The 13014-nt window shown below is 64.8% G+C and carries 9 protein-coding genes; 4 read left to right on the forward strand and 5 right to left on the reverse strand.

Going from position 1 to position 13014, the window contains the following annotated elements:
- Position 1 precedes the first annotated feature (1 nt).
- Complete coding sequence (locus A3AC_RS0104015) at positions 2–2734, reverse strand: mechanosensitive ion channel family protein (protein WP_025597520.1); 2733 nt, start codon at positions 2732–2734, stop codon at positions 2–4.
- A 508-nt stretch (positions 2735–3242) separates the two neighbouring features.
- The gene (locus tag A3AC_RS0104020; protein ID WP_025597522.1) at positions 3243–4706 is read right to left on the reverse strand and encodes a sigma-54-dependent transcriptional regulator; all 1464 of its coding nucleotides are present in this window, start codon (positions 4704–4706) and stop codon (positions 3243–3245) included.
- Positions 4707–6168: 1462 nt separating this feature from the next.
- Here A3AC_RS0104020 and A3AC_RS0104030 point away from each other — a divergent pair.
- The 4 genes from A3AC_RS0104030 (at position 6169) to A3AC_RS0104045 (ending at position 9602) form a co-directional block, all read left to right on the forward strand.
- Positions 6169–6423 carry a hypothetical protein gene (locus tag A3AC_RS0104030; RefSeq protein WP_442856458.1) on the forward strand — a complete coding sequence of 85 codons (255 nt, stop codon included), beginning with the start codon at positions 6169–6171 and terminating at the stop codon, positions 6421–6423.
- A gap of 146 nt (positions 6424–6569) precedes the next feature.
- Positions 6570–8018, forward strand: coding sequence for a nicotinate phosphoribosyltransferase (locus A3AC_RS0104035; RefSeq protein WP_025597526.1), 1449 nt, complete (start codon positions 6570–6572; stop codon positions 8016–8018).
- 145 nt (positions 8019–8163) lie between these two features.
- Positions 8164–8643 carry a nuclear transport factor 2 family protein gene (locus A3AC_RS0104040; RefSeq protein WP_025597528.1) on the forward strand — a complete coding sequence of 160 codons (480 nt, stop codon included), beginning with the start codon at positions 8164–8166 and terminating at the stop codon, positions 8641–8643.
- A gap of 56 nt (positions 8644–8699) precedes the next feature.
- Positions 8700–9602, forward strand: coding sequence for a 2OG-Fe(II) oxygenase (locus A3AC_RS0104045; RefSeq protein WP_025597530.1), 903 nt, complete (start codon positions 8700–8702; stop codon positions 9600–9602).
- A gap of 63 nt (positions 9603–9665) precedes the next feature.
- On the opposite strand, the gene A3AC_RS0104050 is transcribed toward A3AC_RS0104045, so the two are convergent.
- From A3AC_RS0104050 to A3AC_RS0104060, 3 genes are all read right to left on the reverse strand, one after another.
- Entirely contained in the window at positions 9666–10103 is a 438-nt protein-coding gene (locus A3AC_RS0104050; RefSeq protein ID WP_025597531.1) for a GNAT family N-acetyltransferase, read from the reverse strand.
- Positions 10104–10121: 18 nt separating this feature from the next.
- A complete protein-coding gene (locus A3AC_RS0104055; protein ID WP_025597533.1) occupies positions 10122–11561 on the reverse strand; it encodes an MFS transporter in 1440 nt (479 codons plus the stop codon).
- Between the two features lie 402 nt (positions 11562–11963).
- Positions 11964–12845: an isocitrate lyase/PEP mutase family protein gene (locus tag A3AC_RS0104060; RefSeq protein WP_025597535.1), complete on the reverse strand. Its 882-nt coding sequence runs from the start codon at positions 12843–12845 to the stop codon at positions 11964–11966.
- Positions 12846–13014: the final 169 nt, after the last annotated feature.

Consider the following 13014-nt stretch of genomic DNA (forward strand, 5'->3'; position numbering starts at 1 on the left):
GTCACTCATGCGGCGAGGTCGAACCTGGATTCGCGGGCGTACCTGGGCCGCCTGCTGGCTTCGAGTCGACAGGAATCTGATCTTCCACTGGCGCGTCGCCTTTTGACGCGCCATCGGACGAAGCACCGTCGGCGGACGAATGGCTCGAAGGCGATTGTGCCGATTCTGGCGGCCGCTGCGATTCCTGCTTCGGCGGCTCGGCTGCTTCGACGCGCGGCGCGACGCTTTCCGGGTCCCACGTCAGCAGGTTGCGTTGCGGGTTCGCGATCTCGATGCCACGCTCTCGGAACTGGTCGAGAATGCGCCGGTTGAATTCGCGCTGAACGCCCCAGCGTGCGGAGTCGCGGCATTGCATCTGGCCGGCCAGCGTCACAGCCGAGCCGTCTACTGCATCGACACCCCAGAAGCTGAAGTCGGACAGAATGCCGTCCTTGAACTTCTCGTCCTCGCGCAGCGCGGCGCCGATTTCCTTGAGCGTATCGATTGCGAGATCCACATCCTGTCCGAACACGATGTTCACGCGCACCGCCGCATTGCCGATGCCACGATTCGTATTGTTGACCGTCGACACCGAACTGAACGGCACGGTGAACAGCGAACCGTCGCTGCCGCGCAAACGTACCGTGCGGATCGACAGATACTCGACGGTGCCGGACACGCCCGCGACCGTCACCCAGTCGCCGACCTGCATGGCGTTTTCCATCAGCAGAAAAATGCCGGTAATGAAGTCCTGCACGAGCTTTTGCGAGCCGAAGCCGAGCGCCACCCCGAAGATACTGGCGCCCGCAAGAAGCGGCCCGATGTTCACGCCGAGTTCGCTCAAGCCGGTCAGCACGACCACAAGCGCGATCGCGCAGAAGAGGGCGGTACGCAGCATCGGCAGCAGTGTGCGCAAACGCGCGGCGCGCACCAGATCGCCGCTCGTGGTCCAGCGGTCGAGCCGCCGTTCCACCGACACGTTCACGCTCTCCCACACGAGCAGCGCGATCACGGCCGCCACGCCGATCGTGACGAGGGCCGACGCGAGGCGGTGGCCGATACTGCCTTCGCGGAACAGTTCGCCGATGTCCACGCCCCACACCGCCAGCAGCGCAAACGCGGTCACGATACCGATGATCCACGAAACGACCCGCCTGAGCAGCGGGTAGTAGCGGTACGCGTGCTGATGCACGAGCGACCTGTCGGCGTCTTCGCGCCCGTTGAAGAGCCGCGCCAGTCCGCCGAAGATCACGATGGCGAGCACGCGCGCGCCAACCAGAACCGCGAGCGACATGCCGCCCAGCTGCAGCAACGCGTGGTACCCGTTCTGCACGTCGAGCGCCCAGATGAACCACAGCGCCATCACGACGAACACCGCGAGCCATGCCCACGCATCGGCGAGTGCATTGCCGGCCATTTCAAGCGACTTGCGCGCGGCGGCGCGCTGCCGGATCAGCTCGCCCACCGGCTTCGCGCATTGCACGATGAGGATCGACAGCATCACATGGCCGGCGAGCGCGACGACCTTCATCAAAGCGAGGTGCGCGGCCTCGTTCAGGCCGAGCGACCTGGCGATTTCCGCCATCGCCGAGCCGACGCCCACCACGCTGACAATGCGGATCACCCAGCGATGCAGGAAGACGGACCACGCATCGCTCATGCGCAACAGACGCAGACGCGGCGCAGCCGGCTGCAGGAAGAAGGCGCTGACGATCACGACCAGGCGGCACAGCACATAAATGTCGACGAGCGAATCGAGTGCGCGGTCTTGCGGCGTGTTGTCGTTGGTGAAGAGCGACATGAGGGCACTCGAGGCGCCGACGAACACCGCCAGCGGCACGAGCCGCAGCACCGTGACCAGCAGCGCGCGGGGCAGGCGCTGCAGGAGTGTCCAGTGATGCGTGGCGTTCTGCTTGCCTTTCGCCTCGGCTGCCTTGCCGGTGGCGGCGGACGGCGCGGGAGTGGGCGTCACCGGAGGCTGGCCGGTTGCGGGTGTAGATGGCGCGCTCGTCGCCGCCGTTGCCGCGGCTTGCTTTGCCGCCGCTTTGGACTCTGCGTCGGCCCGCGCCTCGGCGACCGGCGGCGCGGGCAAAGGCGGCGCGCCGTGTGCCGCGTCGGCAGGCTGTGGTTTGACGTCGACCGGCAAGTCGGTGCGCGGCGCATCCGCGGGATCGCCGTGTTCGCGGCGCGCGGCGAGGGCACGATATGCGCGACGCAGCAGACGCCGCGCGAGCCATTCGAGCGCAAGCGCCGGCAACAGCGCGGCCAGCAGCGACCATGCGACGTGCGCGAGGATGGAGCGCGCTTGCGGACTGGTCGATTGCCAGTTCCACCACGCGCGCACCGATGCCACGTCGAGCAGCGCTGCCACCGAGTTGCGCAGCGACGCGCCCAGATGGACGGCCCAGTGTGCGCCCTGACGCGCGAGTTGCGAGGCCAGGCCATTGGACTTGAACGCGGCGGGCACGAGCGCGGCGGCGCCGCTCGCGGCCGCCGGCGCCGAGGCGGGCGTCGCGGCGGATGCCGGTGCGCTGAGCGCGCCGGCCGCGGCGATGGCCTGCAAGGTGTCGGCGACCTGTGCGCGGCGTTTTGGATCGTTGAGCACCGAGAGCGCCTGGCGCGCCTGGTCGGGAGTCAGGGTAACGGCGGTGCCGGAAGCCGCCGAGGCGGGCGTGGCGGGCGTCACCGCGGCAAAAACGGGCGGAGCGCCGAGAGTCAGCAGAACGACGAAGCAGGCGTGTAGTAGTTTGCGCATAAGGTATGAGACGGGGCTGCGGAGTGCGAGGGCTCGCAGGACGCATGCGCCGGTCTGGCGATTTTTGGCTCGGCCTTGACCGACACGGCTTTAGCGGTACAAGTTCCTGCGGGGGGCGTTGCTGGGTGACGACTGCCGGCTCGCGAAGGCGCGCGGCGTCGGCAAGAGGCGGTAGCAAATTGCTTGCCTGTACGTCGTCGGCAGGGCGGGAGGTGGCCGACGGGCCGGTTGCTCGTCGGTCGTTACGAGGTCGAGGGGTGTGGATGGATGTGGGTGCGCGGGGCCGAGCCTGGGTGGGCGGATGGGCGCGAATGGACGTGGGCGCGCGTGGCTGGGTCTCGGCGGGCGCGAACGGGCGCTAGGGCCTTGGGTGGGTACTTGCACAGCCCCCCGGCGCTTCCAACACCCCCATCGCGCAGCAAGCCGCAACGCAGCCCGCTGCGTTAGGGGGTACCCTCCAATCGCCCAGCAAGCCGCAACGCGACCCGCTCAATATAACGCCAAAACCCTAAGCCGAAGCCGCCGACACCAACGAAGGCGCGCGCCTCTCCGCTTCGCCGTCGCCGTCCGCATCTGTGCCGCCGTTCGACCCGCCGTTCGACCCGTGGCCGCCCGACGGCTCCGGATGCAGCCGGTCCGCGTGCATCAGCCGGTACAGCGTGGCGCGCGAAATGCCAAGCTCAGCCGCCGCCTCCGACAACTTGTAGCCATGCCGCTGCAATGCATGTTCAATTGCGTCTTTCTCGGCCTTGCTGCGGATCTCCGCGAGCGTGACGGCCGGCCCATTGTCCGTGGCCGGCAAGCCGAGGTCGCTCGCGGTGATGAAACGGCCCTCGCTCATCACCACGGCGCGGCGCACGCAGTTGATCAGCTCGCGCACATTGCCCGGCCACGCGTAGTTCGACATGGCGACGATCGCGTCGCTCGACAGTCCGCGCAGTTTGCGCGCGCCGTCCTGCTTGTACATGCTGAGCGCATAGTTGGCGAGCAGTTTGATATCGCCGCCGCGCTCGCGCAGCGGCGGCTCGACGAGACGCAGCACACATAGCCGGTGATACAGGTCGGCGCGGAAGCGCCCTTCCTCTACAGCCCTGTCGAGGTCGACGTGGGTCGCGGAGATGACGCGCACATCGACGTGAATCGGGCCGTTGCCGCCAAGCCGCTCGATCGTGCCTTCCTGCAGGAAGCGCAGCAGCACGGCCTGGCATTCGTGCGGCATGTCGCCGATCTCGTCCAGAAAGAGCGTGCCTTCATGCGCGCTTTCGATCCGGCCGATCTTGCGTTGAAGCGCGCCGGTGAAAGCGCCGCGTTCGTGCCCGAAGAGTTCCGCCTGCAACAGGCTCGGCGGTATCGCCGCGCAATTGATCGCGACAAACTGGCGGCCTGCGCGCGGCGAGCGTTCGTGGATGGCGCGCGCGGTCAGCTCCTTGCCCGTGCCCGATTCGCCGGCGATGAACACCGGCGCCTGTGTCGCGCCGCATTTGTCTATGCGCCGGTACAACTGCTGCATGGCCTCGCATTGACCGACCATGCCGTGCCGCCCGAGCGACGGTTCCGGCGCCACCTGCGCATGCCGCAGCGCCGACAGCCCATGCGCGTGGCCGAGCGCGAACACGAGCCGCTCGTTCAGCCACGGCCGCGTGATGAAGTCGAAGCAGTAATCGAGGATGAACCGGCTGACCAGTTCGTTATTTGCCTGGCCCGGCGCGATCTGCGCGACCCAGTTGGTTTCCGGACGGCGCATGCATGAGGCCAGCGCGGACAGCTGCTGCGATGTGCAGTCTTCCGGCAGTTCGACGAGACCGACCTTGATATTGTCGCGTTCGATCATGCGTTCCGCGCTTGCGGTGTTTTTCGCGTGAACGGCGTGCCAGCCGGTTGCCGCTAGAAAGTCGGCAAGTTTCTGATCGGGCGAGTTCGATACGTAAAGAACGGTGCGTTCGATGTCCCCAGATGCGAAAGTCATTTTCATTTCCCCCGATTCCGTGCTGGTCCCGCGACTGCTGTTCGACGTTGTTCAAAACCGGCAAGTCGCACCGGCCTCCGGATCAAGCGAGTCAGCCAGACTATGTGCGAGGTCCGGCGCAAAGCTCTCATGCCAGCGGCGCCCGCTCTTTTCTCAGCGCGGGCGATGGCGGATTCACAATCGACGTTCAAGCCGGGCAGGCAAGTTGCGGCGCATGCCGCGAGGTGCCGCAACTTCGCGAAGGCGGGAGCATGGACCACGTTGCAACCGCCGGGGTGTTCATCCCCGAATCACTTGTACCGCTTTTTAACCCGTACGCCATTTTTGTCGCGCTCTGAGCGGCACGTGACTTAAACATAAGCGAAAGCGCTTTGGAATGCTATACAAACAGATCAGTAGCGGAAAACTTTCTTGATTGAGTCACGATTATTCAGTAATCGCCTGATATTCAGGGCACTGCGCGGCTAATCCATTGCCGTTGCAATTGCATTGCGTCAAGCCCCGTTATGCGTGGTGGAGTACGCAGCGCGTGAACGAGTGTCCCGCGCGCATGTGCTCGCCGCGAATTTCGATGTTTCAGGCATGCAACAAAATCGACGCTCTGCGTTTGCGGCCTATTCGCACCTTTTGAATGCAGAGAGCTGCCGGCATATTTGACCGACGCATTCGCACAAAGCGCGAAGGCGCGCGGTGCGGCACGATGCGGTGCTCATATGAAACGCGTATTACAGGCGCTTTATTCGCGTCTCGCGTACCTTCTGGAGGCCGCAACGCGTCTCGAATACGAATCATTGGGCGTTCCCGAATGCTGCGGCGAAGCGGGCGGTCGCGGCGCATTCTGGGAGATGCCTTGCGCGGCAACACCTGCGCATGCATGGCATAGCCATTGCAATAAGCGAGTCACAGCGAATGTGTTGCTGCCCGTCAGCTGAGGAAGATGAGGTCGAAGCGAGGGGAAAGCCGAAACGGCGGCAGCAACAGAACGACTTCGTGGACGCGGCCGGGGAATGCCAATGCGTCGTACGAGGCTGCGGCGGGGCCATGACAGACGGACGTCAAACAACAAAGCCGAACTACCGATGCGAAGCGGTGGTTCGTCAACCGACGACGCAAAGCTCTGACCTCGCCGGTTTTTTCGTCTGTGAAGGTGCGGGTGCGGGGGACATATAACGACAGGTACCTCGCGCGGCAACGTTTGCGCGAGCGACGTGCATAACAGGGAAGGGGCAGCGTACGGTCTGGACCAACCGGCGCGACGAAGCGGGGAGAAGGCCGGAGCCTCCATAGAGAGGCGAATATGCGAGTGGACCGGGCGCCGTGTTCGCGCATTCGCGTGGGCACGGCGGACCTGGAAGGCTGCAACGCAGCCGCTTGCGAGTCAGCGTATCAGCGTGTCATTCGTACGGGGGAAGTCATGAAAACGCCTGTTTCCGGGCCGGCCTGCGTGCCGCGCCACGATCAATCAGCCATGTCAGTCACTTTGTCTGAGGCGAATGTCGTGCGCCTTCGTTATCGGACACGTGTCGGCGCGAAGCGCGCATTGTTCGCCGCGCCGCCGGTCGATCTGACAACGCTCGTGATTGCCGAGGCCATCAAGCGCCGCTCGCAGGCGGAGATTCAACGCCACGTGCTGCGCGATGCATACGAATTGCCGGTGTCGCATGAGAGGAACGGCGATCGCGATGCGGATATCCGCCCGCCACAATACGGCGAGTCCGACTGAAGACTGTCGTCGGACAGCGAGCGGGCGGCTCGTCGAATCCGCGCGAGCGGCGAACTACTGGTAACAGCAGCCGCTCTCCGCCCGCAGCATGCTCGTGGCATCATTAAAGCCAGGTACTGTCAGCGAGCCGAGTGCGGGGTTTCTTCATGGTCAACGAGTTCAGCGGTCGTGGCGGCGGTTGCGCGATCCTCTCGAATCCGATTCTCAACACGGATTCATACAAGGCATCGCACTTTCTTCAGTACCCGCCGGAAGCATCGGCGATGTTTTCATACATCGAATCGCGCGGTGGGCGCTACGACCGCACGCTCTTTTTCGGCTTGCAGATGCTGATCAAGGAGTATCTGTGCCGGCCCATCACGGCGTCGATGATCGACGAAGCCAAGGCGTTTTTCGGCGCGCACGGCGAACCGTTCAACGAAGCGGGCTGGCGTCATATCGTCGAGCGTCACAGCGGTTATCTGCCGGTGCGCATTCGTGCGGTGCCCGAAGGTTCGGTGGTGCCCACGCATAACGTGCTGGTTACCGTGGAATGCGACGACCCCAAGGTGTTCTGGCTCGCCTCATACTTGGAGACCATGCTGCTGCGCGTGTGGTATCCGGTCACGGTCGCGACGCAAAGCTGGCATCTGCGCCAGACGATTCGCGAGTATCTGCAAAAGACAAGCGACGATCTCACGCAACTGCCGTTCAAGCTGCACGACTTCGGTGCGCGCGGCGTGTCGAGCGCGGAATCGGCGGCGATTGGCGGCGCGGCGCATCTCGTGAGCTTCATGGGATCGGATACGGTGCTTGGCGTCGTGGCCGCGAATCACTACTACAACGAGAGCATGGCCGCCTTCTCGGTGCCTGCCGCTGAGCACAGCACGATCACGTCATGGGGCCGCGAGCGCGAGACCGATGCGTATCGCAACATGCTCGCGAAGTTCGCGAGACCGGGCGCAATCATTTCCGTGGTGTCGGACTCTTACGATCTGTTCGCTGCGCTGAAGGTATGGGGCACGGAGCTGAGGCAGGCGGTGCTCGATTCCGGTGGCACGCTGGTGATTCGCCCCGATTCGGGCGATCCGCGGAGCATCGTATTGCAGACCTTGCGTGCCCTGGAGGCGTCGTTTGGATCCAGCGTGAACAACAAGGGCTGGCGCGTGCTCAACAATGTGCGCGTGATTCAGGGCGACGGCGTGAACCCGGACTCGCTCGTGGCCATTCTCGCCGCGATGGAGCAGGCGGGCTTTGCGGCGGACAACATCATGTTCGGCATGGGCGGGGCGCTGCTGCAGCAGATCAATCGCGACACGCAGCGCTTCGCGATGAAGTGTTCGGCGATCCGCCTTGGCCACACGTGGCATGACGTATCCAAAGACCCCGTTACGGACACCACCAAGCGCTCGATGAAAGGCCGGCTCACGCTGCTCGTGAATCGGCGCACGGGCGAGTACCGCACGGCGACGCTGCCGCTCGCGCCGCAAGAAAACACCCGCGCCGCGGATGCCGATTGGCAGGACGCAATGGTGACCATGTTCGATTCGGGTCAACTGCTCGTCGACGTTTCGTTGTCCGAGGTACGCGCTCGCGCTCATGCGCACGAGGGGTAGCCGTCGCGGCTGCCGGAGCGTGCGCGACGATTGGATACAATCCGGCTTCCATACGCTTTAAGTCGCGGACTTCCTCATCGGCTTAAACAGGCTCAAAACCCGCTCAAAACCCGCTTCAATGCCGGCAACTCAAGTACCAGAACAAATGAGACATCCGAATATCCAACTGATCGAACGCTTCTACACGGCGTTCCAGCGGCGCGACGCCGACACCATGATTGCCTGCTATGCCGACGACATCGTCTTCAGTGATCCCGCATTCGGAGAACTGCGCGGCGACGAAGTGCGCGACATGTGGCGCATGCTGGTTACGCGCGCGCAGGATTTCTCGCTGACCTTCGACAGCGTGGAAGCCGACGAGCACACCGGCCGCGCGCACTGGACCGCGGGCTACGTGTTCAGTCAGACCGGCCGCCCGGTCGTGAACCAGATCGAAGCGCGCTTTGCGTTTCGCGATGGACTCATCGTCGAGCATCGCGACAGCTTCGATTTGTGGGCGTGGATGCGTCAGGCACTGGGCGCACGAGGCGCGCTGCTCGGGTGGTCGCCGCTCGTGCAGCGCTCGATTCGCGCGCGCGCGAGAAAAGGGCTCGCCATTTACCGGCGCCAGGACCATCACGCCTGAGTGCGCGGGCCCTGGCCGATGCACTATTCTTGTTCTATCCAACAGCGGGGAAAGGTATGCCGGTAGTGGATGCCGCATGGCAGGAATGGCTGCGCACCAACGCAGCACGTGGCTGCACGATGGAGTCGATGATCGAGGCCATGGTGCAGGCTGGTTTCGCCTCCGACGCAGCCGCCGGAGCGGTGCGCGGCGCGTTCGGCTTGACTGCGATGGGCGCGGCGCCGTTGCCGGCCTCCGCGGGCGGGACCGAAGCCGCTTTGCCGCTAGATCTGCAAGAGTCACAGAAGGCGCGTTCAGCGTACGAATATGACGACGGACCCGTCGAGCGCGGCAATACGATCCGCGCCTTCGACCGCGACGTGCAAGTGCTGATGCGCTGCGACCGCCCGCAGGTGATTGTGTTCGGGAACGTGCTTTCGCCCGAGGAATGCGGCGAGATGATCGAGCGTTCGCGCCATAGGCTGAAACGCTCGACTATCGTCGATCCGGCGACCGGCCGCGAAGACGTGATCCGCAACCGTACGAGCGAAGGCATCTGGTATCAGCGCGGCGAAGACGCGTTTATAGAGCGGATCGACCAGCGGATCGCGAGCCTGATGAACTGGCCGGTCGAAAACGGCGAAGGCTTGCAGATTCTCCACTACGGCCGGACCGGCGAATACCGGCCGCATTTCGACTATTTCCCGCCCGACCAGCCCGGCAGCGCAGTGCATACCGCTCGCGGCGGGCAACGCGTGGCGACGCTCGTCGTCTATCTGAACGACGTGCCCGAGGGCGGCGAAACAATTTTTCCTGAAGCGGGCTTGTCTGTGGCGGCGAGGCAGGGCGGCGCCGTGTACTTCCGCTATATGAATGGCCAGCGTCAACTCGATCCGCTGACCTTGCACGGCGGCGCGCCGGTGCTGGCCGGCGACAAGTGGATCATGACGAAGTGGATGCGCGAGCGCGCGTACGTCTGAACGACGCCCCGGCGCGCGTGGCGGCCAGCGCACGCGCGCGTGTTCGTGATTGCGCCCGGTGCATCAGGCGCTCGTGTAGACGTCGGGGTTGTGCAGTTCCATGAAAAGCGCGGGATTCGACAAAGGCTCGAAGCCGTGCGGCCGATACACGTGATGCGCGTCGGTTGTCGCCAGCATGATTCTTCTGAGGCCCTGCAGCGACTCGCTCGCGAACAACTGCGTAAGCAGCGCGTGCGCATAACCTTTGCCGCGATGTTCAGGCAGCACGAAGACGTCGCATAGATAGGCAAAAGTCGCGTGGTCCGTGACGACCCGCGCGAACGCCACCTGCTTGCCGCCGACGTAGCCGCCGAAACACAGCGACCCCGCAATCGCGCGTTCCAGCGTTTCGCGCGGCATGCCCTTCGCCCACGGCGTTTCCTGCGAGAGGAATGCATGCACCATGTCGACGTCGAGCTCGTTCTTGTCGCTCGAAATTCTCAGGTCGTTGAAAGTCGTCACTTTGTCTCCTGACGTGCGTCAGCCCTTCGCGGGATCTTCCGCGCCCCGCGAGCCGCCGCCGATGCTCTGGCCCGCATCGCGCGAGAGACCCATGTAGCCGATCACCGACAGCAGCGTCAACACGCCTGCCAGCAGGAACGCGAGGCGGAAGTCGTCGAGCGTGAACGCGTGGCCCGAGGTCTCGCCGTTGAAGAATGCGGCGGCGCGCAGCGACACCGCGCCGAACGCAATGCCGAGCCCGATCGTCATTTGCGCGGCCGCGCTCCACAGCGTGCTGGCCGCGCTCATTTGCGGCTGTGCGACGTCGGCGTAAGCGAGCGTCGCCAGCGTCGAAAACTGCATGGAGCGCGCGACGCCGTACACGAACACCACGATCAGCACGAGCGCGAGCGGCACCTCAGGCGTGAGCAATCCGCACGCGATGATGAAGATGCCCGCCACCGTCACGTCGACGATCGACACCATACGAAAGCCGAAGCGCTGCAGGATGCGCGTGGTCAGCGCCTTCATGCCGAGATTGCCGAGCGCGCTTGCGAGCAGCAGCAGCCCCGACTTGAACGCCGACAGGCCGAAGCCGACCTGGAATAGCAGCGGCATCAGATAAGGCACGGCGCCTATGCCGATGCGCGTGAAGGAACCGGTCACCACGGTGACGGAGAAGGTCGGAATTTTCAGCGTGGAGACGTCGATCAGCGGATGCGGATGCCGCTTCGCGTGCTGGAACGCGACCACGCCGACCAGCAGGCCCGCGGCGATGATCGCGCCGGCCACCCACGGATTCTCGGCGGGCTGGCTCGCCAGTTCCGCGCCGTACAGGATCGCGGTGAGCGCCGTGCCGCTCAGCAGGAGACCCACCACGTCGAGCGGCCTGCGTTCGCTGCCGCGCAGGTTCGGCACCATGGCAAGGGCAACGGCCATTGCCGCGAGGCCGAACGGCACATTGAGCAGAAAGATCCAGCGCCACGACGCGTAGGTCGTGATGAAGCCGCCTATCGGCGGGCCGACCACCGGCGCGGCGATGGCCGGCCAGGTGATGGTGGAAATAGCCTGCATCATGCGGCTTTTTTCGGTGCTGCGAACCACGATCAGCCGGCCCACCGGCACCATCATCGCGCCGCCGATGCCTTGCAGCAGACGCGCGGCGGTGAATTCGGCGACGTTCTGCGACAGTCCGCACAAGATCGAAGCCACGGTGAACACGCCGATCGCGCTGAAGAACACGGTGCGCGAGCCGCAGCGGTCGGCGACCCAGCCGCTCGCCGGAATGAAGATCGCCAGCGCCAGCATATAGGCCGTCATGCCGAGGCTGATGCTATTCGGCCCGACGCCGAACGAGTGCGCCATTTGCGGCAACGCGGTTGCGATGACCGTGGTGTCGAGATACTCCATGAAAAACGTGGCCGCGACGATATAAGGCAGCCAGCCGACATGCTTCTGAGGCGCATTGGCTGCGCTCATCGCGAGGCTCCCGGCAATTTGCGAGGAGCTGCGTCGTCAACAATGCTGTGAGCGTGTGGGCGAACGCCGCCCGCCGGACGCGCGATGAGCGATGTGATGGGCTTCATTTTTTGACTACCTTTCGAATGCGTGTTTGCGCCGTGCCGATAAGGCGGACGTGCGGTAGCGGTGAGGCTGGCGCAGCCCGCCCGCCACGCCGCGCGCGGTTTCGCCATGTGACGACGTCGCGCGACGATGGCCGGTTTCTACGTTTCCAGGCCGGCCCTGAATCCTAGCGCAATCCGGCCCGCCGTATCGACGAGCCATGCACGCTGGCCGTGACCTCACCGCCGACCCTCACACGCAGCACGGCGCATGCCGTCCCGCGCGCGACGGCAACACGCTTCGAGCGATGCACGCCGCTTAATCTTTCGCCGCGTATTCGCGGTCGAGGCGGTCGTACAGCGGCTTGTTCACGAGACGCTGGCGCTCGCTGAACGGCGCGACGAGCGACGCATCTTCATCGAGGCGGCCGTTCGTCTGCAGACTGCCGAGCGCGCGCTGCATGCCGAGCACCGCGCCTTGCAGCGCCGCGTTCGCGTAGAGCACGATGCCGTAGCCGAGCTTCGCGAGCGCCTCGCGCGACTGCACCGGCGTCTTGCCCCCAATCACGATGTTGATCAACTGGGGCTTGTCGAAGAGCGACGGCAGGCGTTCGATGTCCGCGAGCGATTCGGTCGCCTCGATGAACAGAATGTCGGCGCCTGCCTCGATGAAGCGATGACCGCGCTCGATGGCGTCTTCGATGCCATGCACGGCCGCGGCATCGGTGCGGGCCATGATCTGCAGGTTGCCGTCCTCGCGAGCGTCGACGGCCGCGCGGATCTTGCCGACCATCTCGCTCGTGCTGACGACTTCCTTGCCTGAAAAGTGGCCGCACTTCTTCGGCATGATCTGGTCTTCGAACTGGATCACGTCTGCTCCGCTGCGCTCCAGCACGCGTACGGTCTGGCGCACGTTCAGCGCGTTGCCGAAGCCGGTGTCGGCGTCGACGATCAGCGGCAGCGCGACCGCGTCGCGAATCCGCGCGGTGTGCTCGGCGACTTCGGCCAGACCGATAAAGCCGAGGTCGGGCAAGCCGAGCGACATGTTCGTGACGCCCGCGCCCGTGATGTAGACGGCCTCGAAGCCGCCGTCCTCGATCACGCGGGCGCTCATCGCGTTGAACGCGCCGGGCACCAGCAGCCCCTGACGTTGATTGACCCTGGTGCGGAAGGCGGCGCGGCGCGTAGCGGAAGTGGTCATGATGGTAGCTCCGGAAAAGTGAGGGATGGTTGACGGAAGCTGGTAGCGCAGGAAGCGTGCCATTCGGCGCGTCGCGGCGTTTTCGCCGGCGTATCAGACACTTGCGACACATGAGGAGGCAGCGGCGTTTCGTGGCAAAATGCGCGAACGTTTCGGTGAAACGTTTCGC

Origin of the sequence: Burkholderia sp. WSM2230, assembly GCF_000472445.1 — a bacterium.
Classification (GTDB): Bacteria; Pseudomonadota; Gammaproteobacteria; order Burkholderiales; family Burkholderiaceae; genus Paraburkholderia.